This window comes from Ruegeria sp. AF5 (genome assembly GCF_056541905.1).
In genome coordinates this window covers 17,956-34,793 of record NZ_JBQFYZ010000024.1, presented here as the reverse complement: position 1 = coordinate 34,793, position 16,838 = coordinate 17,956, and the positions used below count along the sequence as shown (strand labels likewise).

Sequence of the window (16,838 nt, the reverse complement as noted above, 5' to 3'; positions counted from 1 at the left end):
GCAAAAGATCATCACTGGATATTCCAAGCTTCGCGCCGATCTCCTGGATCGGCTTCTTATTCGCTTCACGCGCAATTTCGATGTCGGATTTATAGCTCATTGGGTTTGGTCTCCCTGCGTGAGATAGTCTGAATTGGTCCGGCCAAAGCGACAAAACGCAGGGCCAGATTCGGTCGAAATTTTCTTTAAGGTAAATAAATATTCCCAAGGGTCAATACGTGAGTTTAGAACGCCCAAGGGACATTTCCAAACATCAAGTCAAGAATCAGCGGTTTGCGACCAGGATCAGGCGTATCTTTTTCGACCTGCGCTGAGACCCAGCAACCAATCCTCGACGATGCGCTGTTCCGGGAAAGCTTTTTGAAGCGGCCTTTTCAGCAGGTAGTATCCGGATTGCGTTCGCACCGAAGCGTTCTGGACCGGCCTGACCAACGCGCCGCTCTCAAGCAAGGGGTCAACAAGATGGGCCCAGCCCAATGCAATTCCCAAACCATCGACGGCAGCCTGAACCGACAGTGGATAGGTGTTGAAAGCCACAGCTTGTTCCATCGCTGAGGTGGAAACACCGTTACCGCTGAACCATGTACGCCATGTCATCCACTCCGCATGGCTGCTGGTGACTTCAATAAGGTCCAGTTCCGGCAGCGCGGAAAGAACTGCCGCATTGGGGTTGCTTCTGAGGTACTCGGGGCTACAAACCGGAAACACTGTTTCTCCGAACAGAAGCTTTGCTTCGTATCCCGGCCACTCGCCATCTCCACGCAGTATTGTCAGGTCCATGGAATCCGAAAGGCATTCTGCGTCACTGTCCGAAGACACCAGCGAAATACGGATACGACCGTTGGATTTGTTGAACTTGTGCAGTTGTGGCATCAACCACAAAGACGCGACAGAGTTCGTCGCGGAAATCGACACCTTGTTGGCCTGATGTTTGGCCAGCATCTCACGGCTGACGTCCCGCATCTGATCCAGAGACTTCTCGACAGTTGCCAACAGAATGGCACCTTGTTGCGTCAGTGACACCGAACGGTGACCTCGCACAAACAATGGCACATCATAATGCTGCTCCAGCAGGCGCACTTTGCGGCTGATCGCGGTTTCCGAGATGTTCAGCACCTTACTGGCCTGCACAAAGCTTTGCGCTTTTGCCGCGGCTTCAAACGCCAACAAATAATCAAGCGGAGGAAGGACTTTCCCTGTGACTGATGTTTTCTTTGGCATTTACAGGATCTTTCCCGATCTGGACGCGGCCACACGCAAAAACATTCATGGTCACCCGTTGCCGTCTGAACGGGCAACCGACTGTTAACATAGTAAAAAGTTGAGTTTGCCTCAAGATTTTATGGTCAACGCCCCTCAAATTTCTTTTCTGCATTATGAGCGATTCTAGGCAAAATGCACAAATTCGCGGGCCGGAAGAGCCCCTTTGACAAAAAACGAACCTCACTCAGGGAGCGAACATGAAACTTACAAACCTCCTTTCCGCAGCAACCTTGGCGGCAGTAGCGGGAACCGGGGCGATTGCCGAAGACAGCAGCGACCCGATTGTCATTCCAATTCACAACTGGTCCAGCCAGATCGTGATGTCCAACGTCGTCGGTCTGATCTTCGAAGAGATGGGCAACAACGTCGAATATGTCACCACCGACAGCCAGGCGGTTTATGAATCGGTCCGCTTGGGCGACGTCGCGCTTGAGATGGAAGTCTGGGAAGGCGCGTTTGGCGCATCCTACCGGGCCGCGCTGGAAAAGGGCGGTTTGCATGACGCGGGCGATCATGATGCCGTCACGCGCGAAGATTGGTGGTACCCGATGTGGACCAAGGAATCCTGCCCGGGCCTGCCTGATTGGAATGCACTGAACGACTGCGCGCACCTGTTTGCCACGGCCGAGACCGGGGATAAGGGTCGGTATCTTGATGGTCCGGTAGACTGGTTGAAACATGGTAAGGAACGCGCCGAAGCGCTTGATCTGAACTTCACCGTGATCAATGCGGGTTCCGCCGCAGCGTTGTGGGCCGAGATTGGTGCCGCCGAGGCCGACAAGACCCCGGTTCTTGTATTCAACTGGACGCCAAACTTTGCCGAAGCCGTCTGGCCCGGTGAGTTTGTGGAGTTCCCTGCATGGGAAGACGGCTGCGACAAGGATCCTGCCAAGGGTCCGAACCCGGACGCGCTGTATGATTGTGGCAACCCGGCAAGTGGATATCTGAAAAAGGCGGCTTGGGATGGCATGAAAGACAAGTGGCCAGCCGCGTATTGCGCCCTGACCCAGATTTCTTTCACCAACCCTCAGATCGCGGAAATGGCAAAGCTGGTCGACACTGATGAGCTTGAGCCGGAAGAAGCGGCAGAGGAATGGCTGGACGCCAACCGTGCCGTTGTTGACCCCTGGATCAATGCCTGCAGTTGATAACGGCTACGTATAATGAATCTGGCGCGGCCTTGATCGTTTTGTGATCCAGGGCCGCGCTCAACAAGAAAGAAAAGCAGCCATGCCCGCCATCGCGCCTGTCATATCAGCCAAGAATGTCTGGAAACTGTTTGGACCCTCGCCCGAGAGCTATCTGAAGTCCATGCCGGCAGGCCGCAGTTTCGACGAGATCCGTGAGGATGGGTATATCGCCGGGGTCAAGGATGTCTCGATCGAGGTTGGCCGTGGCGAGATGCTTGTCATCATGGGGTTGTCAGGATCGGGCAAATCCACGCTGGTGCGGTGCTTTTCGCGTCTGCACAACATCACCGGAGGCACGATCGAAGTAGACGGTCAGGACATCATGAAACTCAGCGAGCGCGATCTGATCGAATTGCGCCGCAACAAGATGGGGATGGTGTTTCAGTCTTTCGGGTTGCTGCCGCACCGCACGGTTCTGGACAATGTCGCCTTCCCGCTGGAAATGCGTGGGCAGGATCGCCACGACCGGCGCGAACGCGCTTTGGAGGTCATCAAGCTGGTGGGCCTTGAAGGACGGGAAGAATACTTCCCACGGGAATTGAGCGGTGGCCAGCAACAACGGGTCGGTATCGCCCGGTCGCTGGCTATCGAACCGGATATCTGGTTTCTGGATGAACCCTTCTCGGCGCTTGATCCGCTGATCCGCCGTGAAATGCAGGATGAATTCCTGCGCCTGCAAGAGATGCTGGGCAAAACCATCGTCTTCATCACCCATGATTTCGACGAGGCGCTGCGTCTGGCTGACCGGATTGCTATAATGCGCAACGGTGCGGTCGAACAATGCGATACTCCGGATCAGATCGTGATGAACCCGGCGACCGAATATGTGGCGAAATTCACCGAGGATATCGACAAGGCCCGCGTGGTGCATGCCAAAGGGCTGGCAAAACCGGTGAACGGCCATACCCTTGAAGGCGCGCCGATCAATGGCGGATCAACCATTCATGAACTGGCCCGGGTTCTGGTCAATGACAAGCGTATCCTGCTGCCGGTTGCGGATGAAACTGGCGTTGTCACCGGTGTTCTGGATCGCGATGCCGCGTTGAACGTTCTGCTCGGAGCCGAATGATGGCGACACTGTCCACCGAATTACCGGACACGGCAGACGGTGCGTGGGGGCGCACCAGAGTCCTTACCGCACTTCTGATCACCGCCTTTGCGCTGATCCTTGCCAAGGCGGTCGGAATTCTCCCTGAATGGTTGAACCGCATTCCCGAGGCAGCAATCCCGCCGACGGCGCAGGTGCTGGATGCGATCTTCAATTTCATCCAAAACGACCTTGGTCTGATCTACGTGACCCGCTTTATCGCCGAAGGCCCGTTGGAATTCCTGTTGGATATGTCGGCCAACCTGCTCGAAGGCAAGCGCCGCTGGCCTTATCTGGGCCCAATCCCGTGGTCAGCAATCGCTGCTGTCGCTGCTGTTGTGGGCTATGCCGTGGGGGGGTGGCGGCTGGCGGCTCTGGGTGCGGGTACGTTCATCTGGACCGCTGCAATCGGCCAGTGGAACATCGCCATGCAGACCATGTCTGTCATTGTAGTGGCGGCACCGCTGGCGTTTGTGCTGGGCCTGGTGCTGGGCATCGCCGCCTGGAAGTATGGCCGGTTCGAGCGGGTGCTGAAACCCATCCTGTCCGTTCTGCAAACCCTGCCATTCTTTACTTATCTCTTGCCAGCGGTGATCTTTTTCAAAGTCGGACCAACCGCGGGGGCCGTGGCAACAATCACCTTTGCCATCCCGCCGATGATCCTGATGACCACACTGGGTCTGAAGAAAGTCAGCCCCGAAGTGATCGAAGCCGGCCAGATGTCTGGATGTACACGCTGGCAAATGCTGCGGCATGTATACGTCCCAGCCGCACGCACCGAAGTACTGGTAGGTGTCAATCAGGTGATCATGCTGTGTCTGGCAATGGTGGTTCTCACCGCCTTTATCGGCATGCCGGGCCTTGGAGCCAAGTTGCTTGCAATGATGGGCAGCTTCAAACTTGGCCGTTCGTTTGAAATCGGCGTGACCATCGTTCTTCTGGCGGTCATGCTTGACCGGATGTCGAAGGCCTGGGTCGTCAAACAGCCCATTCATTTCGAACGCGGAACGCCATGGTGGAAACGGCACTGGATTCCGCTAATCGCAGTGGGTCTGTTCGTCGGGTTCACCCTGTTGTCGCAAGTGTTTCCGATCCTGGCTGAAGTTGGTCGCAAGCAGCATCTGAGCCAGGGAAAGGAAATCGACGATGTGATCAAGTCGGTTTTGGCCTTCGATGTGATCAAAGGGACAACCGAATGGCTGCGCTGGTTCCTGAACGTAAAAGTTCTGATCCCGTTTCGTGATACTTTGCTTGCCATTCCGACACCTGCGTTCATCCTGCTGGTTGTCTCCTTTGCCTATTGGATCGGAGGCCGCAAACCCGGTATCTATGCTGCGGTGTTTTTTACAATCGTCGCGTTTTCCGGCTGGTGGGATCGCTCGGTCATCACGCTCTATACAGTGATTTCAGCGGTTGTGTTGGCAACTCTGATCGGTATCCCCTTGGGCGTAGTCGCAGCTCGGTCCAAACGCTGGTCCAAGAGTATCCTGCTGGCCTGCGACACTGCGCAAACCTTCCCTAGCTTCATCTATCTGATCCCCGCGATCATGCTGTTCGGCGTCAATGACGTGGCGGTCGTGTTTTCCATCCTGATCTTCGCCGCCGTGCCGCTGATCCGCTATACCATCATCGGTCTGGGAAGCGTGCCGCCGGAAATGACCGAAGCCGCGGATATGTCTGGTTCGACGCGCAGACAAAAACTGATGTCAGTACAGTTTCCACTGGCGCTGCCGACTATGGCCGTCGGGTTCAATCAGGCCATCATGTTCGCGTTCTTCATGGTCATTATCGCCGCGTTCATCGGCACGCAGGATCTGGGGCAGGAATTGCAGCGAACCCTGGCAGGCACCGAATTGGGCAAGAATTTTGTACTGGGTCTGAACGTGTCTCTGATGGCGTTGACCTTTGATATGGCAATCAGCAGTTGGGCCGAAAAGCGCAAGCGCGCTTTGGGGCTGGATTAACCGGAGTTGTTCAGATGAACGTCAAACCCTTGTTTGAGGTACCGTTCGAACGCAGCGGGGTGCTGGCTCCTGGTCTGCCCATCCTGCCGCATGGCACAGAACGCCATCCGGTTCCCGCAATGGGATCGCGCGCCGTTCCGGTGTCCAAAGGGGACACGATCACATTGCTGGATCGCGATGGAATGCAGCCCGCTGAGATGGTATTTTTTGCCCCCGACCGAAGCTCGGACGCGGCGATGCTCGGCGCGCGGGGACACGGGTGTCCCGACGGGGTGATCGCAACGCTGGCAAACGGTTCCGCTTCGGGCCGGAAGGTTCTGCGCGCGCTCGAGGCTGCGGGGTTTGACATCGGGCAGGGCGACGCAATCCGCGCTTTTGTCGAAGGCTCGCGCCCCGGCGACATGGTGCATTTCGTGGCGGAAAGCGATGGTCTTCTGATCGTCGCCGCACCCGGCGAGGCGATGCGCCCGGAAAACAACAACCCTCCAACGGATATCATCCTCTATATTCAGCGTTCCGCGCCGGGTCTGGAAAAGCCGGGTGTTGGCGCGCCTGAGCCGTTGGCCGACCCTCTCAGGGACATCAACATTCAACCGGGAAACGCCATATCTTATGAGGTCAAAGCTGGAGAATTCATCCAGATCTTGGATATTCGCGGCCGCGAATGCTCGGATTTTCAGGCCTTCAGCCGCCGGGCGCTGGATCAGGGGATCGAGCGCGAAATCGATCCGACGACGACCCGCAGCCTGATGGGCAGCCTGTATCCGCAACCGGGGATATTTTCGAAATACTGGTCCGTCGATCAGGAACCCTTGATCGAAATCGTGCAGGACACTTGCGGTCGTCATGACACGTTTGGCCTTGCTTGTACGGCGCGGTACTACGAAGACCTTGGCTATCCAGGCCACGTAAACTGTTCGGACAATATTAACAAAGATCTGGACCAGTATGGCATCAAGCCGCGCGGCGGCTGGCCTGCGATCAACTTCTTTTTCAACACGATGCTGGATGACGCCAATGCCATTGGCATGGACGATCCCTGGTCGCGACCGGGTGACTTCGTGTTGCTGCGCGCGCTGACCGATCTGGTCTGCATCAGCACGGCATGTCCCTGCGACATTGATCCGGCAAACGGGTGGAACCCGACCGATATTCAGGTGCGAACGTACAAGGCGACCGAGGATTTTCAACGATCCTACGGCTATAGAAAATCTGCGGAGGCGGATGTGGAAGAAACCAAGAAAACTGCTTTTCACGACTGCTTTGCGCGGCATACCCGTGATTTCGTCGAGTATAACGGCTATTGGCTGCCGAACACGATGACCAATCATGGTGCGATTTCTGAATACTGGGCCTGTCGGGACAAGGTTGCCGTCATGGACCTGAGTCCTTTGCGTAAATACGAAGTTGTCGGACCCGATGCAGAAGAGCTGATGCAGCTATGCGTGACCCGCAACATGAAAAAGCTAAGCGTCGGTCAGGTCGTCTATACCGCAATGTGTTATGAGCACGGCGGGATGATTGACGATGGCACCGTCTATCGTCTGGGTGAGACGAACTTCCGCTGGATCGGCGGGAATGACACCAGTGGATTGTGGCTTCAGGAACAAGCGCAAAAACGCAACTTGAATGTCTGGGTTCGCAATTCGACGGATCAGCTGCACAACATCGCGGTTCAAGGGCGGCACAGTCGCGACATTCTCTCCAGAATTTTCTGGACACCCCCACAGCAACCAACGATTGACGAACTTCCATGGTTCAGACTGACCGTTGCACGGGTCGGAGATGTGCGCGGAACATCTGTCGTGATCTCCCGAACAGGGTATTCCGGTGAGCTTGGATATGAAATCTTCTGCCATCCCAAAGATGCAGTGGAAATCTTCGACCGAGTCTGGGAGGCAGGTCAGGATTATGGGATCACGCCGCTGGGCCTTGGGGCACTTGATATGCTGCGGATCGAAGGGGGCCTGATTTTTGCCGGGTCAGAATTCGACGACCAGACGGACCCGTTTGAAGCCGGCATCGGTTTTACCGTGCCGCTGAAATCAAAAACCGACGATTTCATCGGGCGGGCAGCAATCGAAGAACGCAAGGCGCACCCCCACCGAAGGCTGGTTGGTTTTGAAATCGAAGGCGGCGTCGTCCCGTCACCCGGCGACTGCGTCCGCGTCGGAAAGGCGCAGGTTGGAGCGATTACCAGCGCAATGAAATCACCCGTTTTAGGGAAAGTCATCGCTTTGGGTCGGATTTCAGTTACCCACGCGACAATTGGGGCAGACATCGAAATCGGGCAATTGGACGGCCAACAAAAACGGTTGAAAGCCAGGATCGTTCCATTCCCTCATTTTGATCCGACAAAGGAACGTGTGAAAGGGATATACTCAGAAACCACGGTTTCGGACGCAGCAGAGTAGTTGACCAAGAGGGCCGGGCTTGTGATTTGGCCGGGCACCGTAAAGGGTTATGTTGCAAACTTTTGACTATTGACGCGCTCGAATGCAGACGGTGAATGGCCGCCGGTGTATTCACTCGAGAACCAGTCCATGATTTATTTCAAAGGTGCGCAGTATCCGAAACGGTATTGTCACGTTAACGTCCGGTCGACGAGGGAATGCTGATGGTCGGGATTCAAGCGGCTCGAGTGGCAGCATTCCAGGCGTTAGTTGCCTCGAGGCGGTGACAACGGATTGTTAGTGCGGAGCGACGACGTGCCGGGACGCGGAAGCAATTTCTAACGGCTGATGGGTGGTTACGAACCGCTGCAAACCTCCTGGAGATCGGTATCCTGGCATCGTCCGTTCTCGCTTTCGGAATGGGAGGGGGCTGTTTTCCGCGCAGTTGTTCAAGCCCTTGTGCGACCAACGATCCAAGCCCGGCGCGATTTCCCGTTTGGCGGTGCCATAGGACCGCAACTTGTTCGTGATGATCCGCTTGGGAATGAAACCAAGGTGCTTGATCAGGCCGCGCAACAGCCGTTTTGCCGCCCGTTTGTCCCGCCTGGATTGGAGTACTTCGTCCGACACGACGCCATGCTGATCGACCGCGCGCCAAAGCCGATACTTGCGACCTGAAATGTCCACGACAATTTCATCCAGATGCCAGACATCATCTGGGCGGCCATGTCTCTGCCATAGATTTGGAGCAACCACCGGCCCGAATTTGATGACCCAGCGCCGAACAGTTTCGTAAGAAGCATCGCGCACGCGCTGCAGCAGCATCTCTTCAACTTCCCGCAGGCTCAGATTGAAGCGAACGTACAGCCACACTGCATGCGCGATGAGCTGAGGCGGAAACCGGGGGCGCTTGTAGCTGATTGACGATGTCTTCATCAATGTCACCTCCGCCCAATGTCGGGCATCAGCAGCCTAACGACAGTTAATGTGACAACACCATTAGATCCTATCTAATCGCGTTTTTTGACCGATTGACAATCAAGCCTTATGCCGAAACATATGTCTGTCGCCTTCACCTTTGATAAGGTTGATCGCATCGTGCATGATCTCGTCAATGATCTGTTCTGCAGGTTTCGAGGTTCTTATGATACCCACACCTTCGCCGACAATACCGGGAACGATTGACGGATTTCCGGAATTCTGAGCATCGTTCCAAAGTCGTCTTTCGACATCCAAGCCGGCGTCTAGCGCGGCTTCTCGACCATGCCATTTACTGACAAAATCATTTCGACGTACCCGGATTGAGTATCGGTCCGGCCAAGAATAACCGCGAATGATGTCGGGAACCGAGGTTCGAACGGTTTCATCCCCTGATGCGCGCAAGATGTCGCTGAGAATCTGCGGATGGATCAGCGCCTCATCTGCAGCAACAAACCGAGTTCCTATCACAACGCCATCTGCGCCAAGCATCAGGGCCGCAGCCAGACCGCGACCATCGCCGATACCACCGGCGGCGCAAAGTACAGCCGAACTGTTCGATGCGTCAATTTTATCCGCCACTTCGGGCACAAGCGCGATCGTGCCGCGCACCTCGCCGTGGCCACCAGCTTCGGTCCCCTGAGCCACAATGACATCGGCGCCAACTGCAATGGCACGCAGCGCGTCCCGAAGTGTCTGGATTTGGCAGATAAGCGGAACGCCCGTCCGTTTGATCCTGTCGGCAAAGGGTGCAGGATCACCAAAGGACAGAAAGACCGCGGCTGGCCCGCGCTCCAGCACGTAATCGAGCAGAGCGGGCTGCTCTGCCAGCTTCCATGTGATCAGACCGCACCCGACAGGGGTGGTTCCGGCTGCATCGAACTGTTGCGCAATCCAGTCCCGATCGCCGTAACCCCCGCCGACCAGCCCGAGCCCGCCCGCCTGCGTCACAGCCGAGGCCAACGACCCACCCGCAACAAACGCCATTGGCGCCTGAATGATCGGGTGGGACAGGTTCAGGCGCTCGGTCAGCCGGGTTTTCACGTGGCCGTCTTTCGGTAGTCGACAACCGGCAGCCCACCGATGCCCCAGTTGTCCAGATCGACCTCGTCAATCACGACGACTGTGGTTGCCGGGTTTTTGCCCAGCACCTCGTGCAACAGTTCGCTCACTCCGGCGATCAGCTTTGCTTTCTCGCTCTGGCTTGGGCCGGTTCCGTCAGGACCACCTTCACGGGTTACTTTGATATTCACATATGGCATGGTTTTAATCCTTCCTTGGAACGTAGGAGAAGACCTTGGTGACAATCCGCCAGTCATTGCCGTGGCGGACAAGGGAAAGGTAATCCAGATAATCGCGCCCCATCATCGACATACGGGCCATGACATGGGCCAGCCTCGGACTGCCGAAGGAGACCTGCAATATCTCTTCATCGCGCGGGTCACCGCGCTTGGCTGGCGGTTCACGCTGATCCAAACGGGCCATATAGCTCTCAAGATCCAGATACAGCTCATCCCCTTCGGTGGCGCAGATATAAGCCAGTTTCGGGTGAAACACCTGTCTCAAGGCGTTGCTGTCGGCGTGATGAAGGCCGTCAAAATAGGCCTCCATCAATTCGACCACAGCTTTGTGATCGGCCGGGGTCATTGGATCAGCCCTTCGGCGCGCATCGCCGTTTGTGTTGCGGGACGTGCTGCCACCCGCTCGACATAGGCTTTCAGGTTTGGCCAGCCGGACAAATCGATTTCCGTAAAATTTGCCCAGTTCGAGACAACGAAAAGATATGCGTCCGCGACCGAAAACTTTCCGTCCACAAGGTATTCCCGCCCATCGGCCAGTATGTTTTCGACCTGATCGAATTTTGTTTTGACGATGCTGCGCGCCTTGGTTTTTTCGGCGTCGGTGGAATCACCCTTGAACAGCGGGCTGAAGGATTTGTGCAGATCGGCCGCCACAAAACTCAGATATTCCTGAACCCGTGTCCGGGCCATCGTTCCGTTTGATGGTGCCAGATCAGAGGACGGGTTCTTATCAGCAAGATATTGAAGAATAGCGGATCCCTCCCTGACAAGTTCACCGTCGTCCAGCGCAAGCACCGGCACATATCCTCGGGGGTTGATGGATCTAAAATCCGCGCCGGATTCAGTGCGGCCAGCCGCGGTATCAACGGCCTCAGTTTCGAAGGGAGTGCCGATTTCGGTCAGCACGATGTGGCTGGCAAGCGAACATGCGCCCGGTTTGTAGTAGAGTTTCATGGTATTCCTTTCTGGGGATTACTGGTGGCACCATAGACATGGAGAAGGGAATATCCGTTGACAACTAGGTTTCTGATGGTTACTTAAAAAATAGAGTAACCCAACAGAAACCTGGTAACGACTCATGGCCCTGAAGATGCGGAACAACCGAAGCCCTGCGCCACCCGAACCCTGCATGCTGACCGAATGCATGGCTGTGATTGCAGGTGCCTGGGCGCCGAACGTGATCTGGTCGTTGCGGGCCGGGCCGCGCCGCTTTAGTGAACTGCGTTCGGATATTCCGCCGATTTCTGCCAAGGTACTTTCGGCCCGTTTGTCGGAACTGGCTGCACGAGGTGTGCTGGTCCGCCATGTCCGGCGCACGTCGCCCCCCTCGACGGAATACAGCCTGACCGAGCTTGGGGCCGAATTGATCCCGGCCCTTGACGCGATTGTTCAGGTCGGCCACCGACTGAAGGCACGACAAAGTAGTCAACAGGGGGCAGATTAAGTGGTCCCGTCTTCTCGGACAGCTTTGCAGCAAATCTAGGGTCAGGATTCATTGGTTTTTGTTGTGCCGCGTGCTTCACAGCTCCGAAAACGGAGCGGTGACATGAGTGATTTTTCTGGCTGATCGACGCGCAAATGGCGTGTCTCGAGCCTTTCTTTCTGTGTTGTCACATTAACTGTCGTTAGGCTGCTGATGCCCGACATTGGCTGTAGGTGACATTGATGAAGACATCGTCAATCAGCTACAAGCGCCACCGGTTTCCGCCTCAGCTCATCGCGCACGCGGTGTGGCTGTACGTTCGCTTCAATCTGAGCTTGCGGGAAGTTGAAGAGATGCTGCTGCAGCGCGTGCGCGATGCTTCTTACGAAACTGTTCGGCGCTGGGTCATCAAATTCGGGCCGGTGGTAGCTCGAAGTCTGCGGCAGAGACTGAACCGTCCAGGTGATGTCTGGCATCTGGATGAAGTTGCTGTGAGACTCGCGGGGCGCAAGTATTGGCTTTGGCGCGCGGTTGATCAGCATGGTTCGTGTCGGACGAAGCACTCCAACCCAGGCGGCAAAACGGCTGTTGCGCGGCCTGATCAAGCACCTTGGTTTCATTCCCAAGCGGATCATCACGAACAAGTTGCGGTCCTATGGCACCGCCAAACGGGAAATCGCGCCGGGCTTGGATCGTTGGTCGCACAAGGGCCTCAACAATCGAGCTGAAAACAGCCCCCTCCCATTCCGAAAGCGAGAACGGGCGATGCCAGGATACCGATCTCCAGGAGGTTTGCAGCGGTTCGTAACCACCCATTAGCCGTTAGAAATTGCTTCCGCGTCCCGGCACGTCGTCGCTCCGCACTAACAATCCGTTGTCACCGCCTCGAGGCAACTAACGCTTGGAATGCTGCCACTCGAGCCGCTTGAATCCCGACCATCAGCATTCCCTCGTCGACCGGACGTTAACGTGACAACACCCGCGTACGTCCTGATTCATAAACATCTCCTTTGTCCCCGACTGCGAGGTTAAAGGAAATGTCCCGCGAGTAACGGCATATCTACAGGCGAGTCATTCTGCTCGCCAGATATGCACCCAAGCCACAACGGAAATGGCTAACCAGACACCCGTGCGCAAGGTCATCGCGCCGAGGGTGCGCATCTCATAGGCATTGCCTTGCAGCACATGAGCGCCGAAGGCCAGAAAAACCAGAACGGTGGCAACCAGAATACCTGTTGATATCCAGGCCGCTGACCGGTGCCGAAGAAACAGTCCAATGCCGGCCACGACATAGGCGAATCCTGCCAGAAAGTTGAACCACAGCACGAAGGGCACTGCATTACCAACGGCTGCGCGTGCTTCATCGCCACCAAACAAGGCCCGTCCGCCTGAGAAAACAGTCAACGCGCCGAACACTATTGCCACGCTCGCCGCTATGTTCAGGGCGCGGTTGCCAGTGGTTGCATTTTTCATGTCGCGCCCCCTTCCGTTCCATCAAGTCGGCCGTCGCGTAAGTGGAACAGCTTGTCGAACCGGTCGTAAATCTTTTCATCATGCGTCACCGCGATGATGCAGGCGTCTTGCTCAGCTGCGAGCTTGCGCATCAGGTCCATCACGATCCCGGCCCTCTGGCTGTCAAGCGCCGCAGTTGGTTCATCTGCCAGAATGATGCGCGGGCTGTTGGCAAGGGCGCGTGCGATGGCCACACGCTGCGCCTCACCTCCGGACAGAAGCGCGGGCATCGCATCCCTGCGGTGACCGACCTCCAGATAGTCCAGCAGTTCGACAGCGCGCCTTTGCGCCTCGACCGTCGACTTTCCAGCCAGTTTCAGCACCAGAGCAACGTTATCCTTGGCATCGAGAAATGGCAGAAGATTATGGAACTGAAAGATAAACCCGATCTTGTCGAGCCGTAGCCTACGCAAATCGTTTCGCAGCCATTGCTTGTCGTAAACCGCCTCATTGTCCAGCGTAACCTTCCCCGTACTCGGAGCAATGATGCAGCCAATGACATTCAGAAGCGTCGTTTTACCCGATCCAGACGGGCCGAGTAGTGCCACCACTTCGCCCGCCTCGACTGACAGATCAACACCCTTCAGTGCATCGACACGTGCACCGCCCTCGCCAAAGTGCTTTGAGACATTGGTAACATCTACAATCACGCGGCGCGGATCATTGAGCATGACGTCACCCTCCGATTGCCGTAGCCGGATCGACCTTGAGTGCTGCACGAACGCCAAGGCCGCTGGCGACGATGCAGACAATGAGGATGATCCCTGCCAGCGCGACGGCGTTGATCGGCTCCAACACAACCCGGCGGGGGAAGTAGTCTTTGACAAGCAGGATAAGGATCAGACCGAAACTCCAGCCGACCGCACCAAGTGCAATGGATTGCTGCACGATCAGCCCGATGATCGTGCGGTCGGGGGCGCCGATCAGTTTGAGTGTGGCGATCTGCTTTAGCTTTTCCATGGTCATCGTGTAGATAATCAATGCGATCACAACGGCTGAAACGGACAATAAGATGCCCAGAAACAAACCTATCTGCCGCTTTGCCCGATCCACCACAGACATTAGCAAGATAGACTCCTGATCGGCTTGTGTCAGGGCCCCAAGATGTTTCCATTGGCGCACCGACTGCGCCACTGCTTGCGGGTCTGCAAGCGGTTCAAGCCGTGCGATCACAGCCGCAACGCTGTCCTGACTTTCGAGCAACCCCGCGCCTCGTGCCTCCTGGACGCGTTGAGCCGACGGGGCCAGTTGCGTCTGTAGCACTTGCGCATCGCGCAAGGTGATAAACGCCGCCGGATCACCGGCGGAATTCATCGTATCCTCGACCAACCCTACCACAGTGAAAGGATCGCGGCCCAGTCGGATCACATCGCCGACGGACAGTCCGGATTTGGCATCTGCCACGATCTCGAAATGGGACTGGCTGATCCCACGCCCTACCGAGATTGCTTCGGGTCCACCGGGGTGACCTGGCTCGTATCCGATCACGTACAGGCGTAGCGTTTCGCCGCGAAAGGGCGCTTCGACGGTCTGGTATGTGATGCTGCCCGCTTCGGCCACGCCATGCAATCGCCCCACGGCATCACGGGTGCCGTCGGGAATTTTCGAGGCTTCTGCAAACGGTCCGCGTGTACCAGATTCAACAATCCAAAGATCTGCTCGAGGTGCTTTGACGATGTTCAGCGCGTCCGCAACCAGCCCATTGTAAATACCAATCATTGCCAGCACGACCGCCATCAGAAGGCTGAGGCCGAGGCAAGTCAGCATGAAGCGGAACAGATTGTGACGCACATCGCGGTAGGCGAGGTTCATGGCGCATCCCTCTCGACGACCCGAACCATGCGCCCCTCAGACAGCCCTTTACCGGGTGCCAGGATGACCTGCGAGCCGTCGGGAATACCACCGACCAGTTCGACCCGCGCATCCTCGGTCCGGTGACCGAAGACTGCCGACACCTGATGCGCACGCCCATCCTGCGCGACCCATATAAGACCTTCATGCCCGTCAAAACCGGTTATTGCGATCTCGGGAACCAACATCGCATCGACCAGCTCTGTCACTGTGATCCAAGCTTCGGCCTGTTCGCCAAGAAAAACCTGTTCCGGGCACTGATTGCATGCAATCCAGACCCGGCGTTCTTCGTTCACCCGGTCACTTTCTATACCGATCCGCGCGATCTTGCCTGTGAAGACCTTATGGGGCAAAGACCGCAACCTCACTTCGGCAACTTGTCCGAGTTGCAGGGGCCCGGCCCTCTCTTCATCAATGTAGGCCAAAGCCCAAACAGTGTTCGGGTCCAAAAGGGTAAAGATAGGTTCACCAGCGACAACAACAGTACCTGCTTCGACGTGGCGCTCAACAACGACCGCGTCAAATGGCGCCCGCAACACATGATGATCAAGCAGCACACGCTCGTATTGCAGGGCTGCCTTGGCGTCACTTTGCATGGATTTGGCAACCTCAACATCACTTTCTGCTACGGCCAGATCAGCGGCTGCAACATCGACATCCCGCTGCGCCTCTTCTGCAGCCTGAGTCGAGACGGCATTGCGCCCGGCAAGTTCCTGCTGGCGCGCATTTGTCGACTGCCGTTGCGCAAGAATGGCACGCGCGCGGATCACATTTGCCTCAGCCTTGCCCAAAGTGGCCTCTGCGGCGGCAATCCCGGCTTTGGCGCGCGCGACTTTTGCTTGTTGTTCCGTCGGATGAAGCCGGGCAAGGACTTGCCCCGCTTTGATCGTATCACCACTGTCGACTGAAAGTTCTGTCAGCGTGGCACCAACTTCAAATCCGACATCTGAGACGATCCGGGCCTCGACCGTCCCTAGCCCATAAACACGAACAGGGACATTCTTTTCAATTGCGGCAGTGGAAACACCAACCGGGCGCTCTGTAAGGACAAGCCAGCCAAAGACGGCGAGGCCGACAGCAAGGGTAACACCGAAGATGATACGGCGGTTCATGGCGAAACCTCTGTACTTGCTATTCGGAATAGCCGCATCTGAGCGTCGAGCAATCGGTGCCCTTCGGATTCCAATGCGAAACCGCGTTTCCCCAGAGTCCAGCGGATCGCCAACCCTTGTACCAGCGAGATCAACAGTAGCGCTCCGTCTTCGGGCGGCAGGTTTGTGTCAAACAGGCCCGCTTTCTGTCCGTTGGTCAGCTCGATGGACAGCAATGCGACCAATTCAGTCATCAGCGTAAGAACAGCTTGCCGGAGATCGTCGTTTTCTACCTGTAGCTCGCGCGAGAAAAGAATAGACGGGATGGCCGGCATAGTCTCGATCTGGTGCAATTGAGCCAAAATCAGCGCTTTGATCCGCTCTGCCGGATCGGCAGATGTCCTAAGCGCGTCACCCCACGCGGTTCGGAGGCGTTCAGAAATCTCGTTAGCTACCGCCAACCATAAATCCTGTTTGGTCGCGAAGTGCCGGAAGATTGCGGGCTGCGTCAGCCCGACTGCATCAGCAACCGACTGTGTGGTCAGGCGATCAGGGCCCAACTCGTCCGCGAGGCGCAGCATGGCTTGTACGATCTCGGTCTTGCGTTCATCTGCGGGCTTGCGGGCGGGCATTCGAAACCATTATGTTAGTGAGTAATAACTAACTTATTAAGACGAGATACACTTGACGTCAAGCGCATCTGGATTTGATTACGTTATCAGGGTCGGAAGGGGGTATATGGCACCTTTTGGTAGCGAGAAGATCGACAGGTAAACGGTGGGCAG

15 protein-coding genes and 2 pseudogenes are annotated in these 16,838 nt (G+C 56.4%); 6 read left to right on the top strand and 11 right to left on the bottom strand.

Features of this window, described 5'->3' with window-relative positions; all coding sequences use genetic code 11:
* Positions 1-285: 285 nt before the first annotated feature.
* Positions 286-1,221 carry a LysR substrate-binding domain-containing protein gene (locus ACR0DS_RS19305; protein ID WP_480484929.1) on the bottom strand — a complete coding sequence of 312 codons (936 nt, stop codon included), beginning with the start codon at positions 1,219-1,221 and terminating at the stop codon, positions 286-288.
* Between the two features lie 239 nt (positions 1,222-1,460).
* Between ACR0DS_RS19305 and ACR0DS_RS19300 the strand changes: the two genes are divergently transcribed.
* The 4 genes from ACR0DS_RS19300 to ACR0DS_RS19285 all read left to right on the top strand — a co-directional run bounded on the left by ACR0DS_RS19300 (position 1,461) and on the right by ACR0DS_RS19285 (position 7,918).
* Positions 1,461-2,411, top strand: a complete 951-nt coding sequence (locus tag ACR0DS_RS19300; RefSeq protein WP_480484928.1) for an ABC transporter substrate-binding protein — start codon at positions 1,461-1,463, stop codon at positions 2,409-2,411.
* 82 nt (positions 2,412-2,493) lie between these two features.
* Positions 2,494-3,522 (top strand): quaternary amine ABC transporter ATP-binding protein, encoded by a 1,029-nt coding sequence (locus ACR0DS_RS19295; RefSeq protein WP_480478516.1) that lies wholly within the window; start codon positions 2,494-2,496, stop codon positions 3,520-3,522.
* Positions 3,522-5,504 (top strand): ABC transporter permease, encoded by a 1,983-nt coding sequence (locus ACR0DS_RS19290; protein WP_480484927.1) that lies wholly within the window; start codon positions 3,522-3,524, stop codon positions 5,502-5,504. Before ACR0DS_RS19295 ends, ACR0DS_RS19290 begins: the two co-directional genes overlap by 1 nt.
* A gap of 14 nt (positions 5,505-5,518) precedes the next feature.
* A complete protein-coding gene (locus ACR0DS_RS19285) occupies positions 5,519-7,918 on the top strand; it encodes a trimethylamine N-oxide demethylase (protein WP_480489463.1) in 2,400 nt (799 codons plus the stop codon).
* A 214-nt stretch (positions 7,919-8,132) separates the two neighbouring features.
* Here ACR0DS_RS19285 and ACR0DS_RS19280 read toward each other — a convergent pair.
* From ACR0DS_RS19280 to gstA, 5 genes and pseudogenes are all read right to left on the bottom strand, one after another.
* A pseudogene (locus tag ACR0DS_RS19280) lies at positions 8,133-8,833 on the bottom strand (IS6 family transposase).
* 102 nt (positions 8,834-8,935) lie between these two features.
* Positions 8,936-9,919 (bottom strand): NAD(P)H-dependent flavin oxidoreductase, encoded by a 984-nt coding sequence (locus ACR0DS_RS19275; protein WP_480560861.1) that lies wholly within the window; start codon positions 9,917-9,919, stop codon positions 8,936-8,938.
* Positions 9,916-10,137: a tautomerase family protein gene (locus ACR0DS_RS19270; RefSeq protein WP_480560863.1), complete on the bottom strand. Its 222-nt coding sequence runs from the start codon at positions 10,135-10,137 to the stop codon at positions 9,916-9,918. The genes ACR0DS_RS19275 and ACR0DS_RS19270 overlap by 4 nt, the downstream gene beginning before the upstream one ends.
* A gap of 4 nt (positions 10,138-10,141) precedes the next feature.
* On the bottom strand, positions 10,142-10,522 hold the full coding sequence (locus ACR0DS_RS19265) for a nuclear transport factor 2 family protein (RefSeq protein WP_480560865.1): 381 nt from the start codon (positions 10,520-10,522) through the stop codon (positions 10,142-10,144).
* Positions 10,519-11,130: a glutathione transferase GstA gene (gene gstA, locus ACR0DS_RS19260; protein ID WP_480484959.1), complete on the bottom strand. Its 612-nt coding sequence runs from the start codon at positions 11,128-11,130 to the stop codon at positions 10,519-10,521. The genes ACR0DS_RS19265 and gstA overlap by 4 nt, the downstream gene beginning before the upstream one ends.
* Positions 11,131-11,254: 124 nt before the next feature.
* Between gstA and ACR0DS_RS19255 the strand changes: the two genes are divergently transcribed.
* On the top strand, positions 11,255-11,620 hold the full coding sequence (locus ACR0DS_RS19255) for a winged helix-turn-helix transcriptional regulator (RefSeq protein ID WP_480484960.1): 366 nt from the start codon (positions 11,255-11,257) through the stop codon (positions 11,618-11,620).
* A 221-nt stretch (positions 11,621-11,841) separates the two neighbouring features.
* Positions 11,842-12,528: pseudogene (locus ACR0DS_RS19250) on the top strand (IS6 family transposase).
* Positions 12,529-12,670: 142 nt separating this feature from the next.
* Here the strand turns inward: ACR0DS_RS19250 and ACR0DS_RS19245 are convergent.
* From ACR0DS_RS19245 to ACR0DS_RS19225, 5 genes are read right to left on the bottom strand one after another with little or no spacing between them, the layout of a single operon-like run.
* Positions 12,671-13,072 carry a hypothetical protein gene (locus tag ACR0DS_RS19245; RefSeq protein ID WP_480484951.1) on the bottom strand — a complete coding sequence of 134 codons (402 nt, stop codon included), beginning with the start codon at positions 13,070-13,072 and terminating at the stop codon, positions 12,671-12,673.
* Positions 13,069-13,782 (bottom strand): ABC transporter ATP-binding protein, encoded by a 714-nt coding sequence (locus ACR0DS_RS19240; protein ID WP_480484950.1) that lies wholly within the window; start codon positions 13,780-13,782, stop codon positions 13,069-13,071. The genes ACR0DS_RS19245 and ACR0DS_RS19240 overlap by 4 nt, the downstream gene beginning before the upstream one ends.
* A gap of 4 nt (positions 13,783-13,786) precedes the next feature.
* Positions 13,787-14,923 (bottom strand): ABC transporter permease, encoded by a 1,137-nt coding sequence (locus tag ACR0DS_RS19235; RefSeq protein WP_480484949.1) that lies wholly within the window; start codon positions 14,921-14,923, stop codon positions 13,787-13,789.
* Positions 14,920-16,074 carry an efflux RND transporter periplasmic adaptor subunit gene (locus ACR0DS_RS19230; RefSeq protein ID WP_480560813.1) on the bottom strand — a complete coding sequence of 385 codons (1,155 nt, stop codon included), beginning with the start codon at positions 16,072-16,074 and terminating at the stop codon, positions 14,920-14,922. Before ACR0DS_RS19230 ends, ACR0DS_RS19235 begins: the two co-directional genes overlap by 4 nt.
* Positions 16,071-16,685 carry a TetR/AcrR family transcriptional regulator gene (locus tag ACR0DS_RS19225; protein ID WP_480484947.1) on the bottom strand — a complete coding sequence of 205 codons (615 nt, stop codon included), beginning with the start codon at positions 16,683-16,685 and terminating at the stop codon, positions 16,071-16,073. Before ACR0DS_RS19225 ends, ACR0DS_RS19230 begins: the two co-directional genes overlap by 4 nt.
* Between the last annotated feature and the right edge of the window lie 153 nt (positions 16,686-16,838).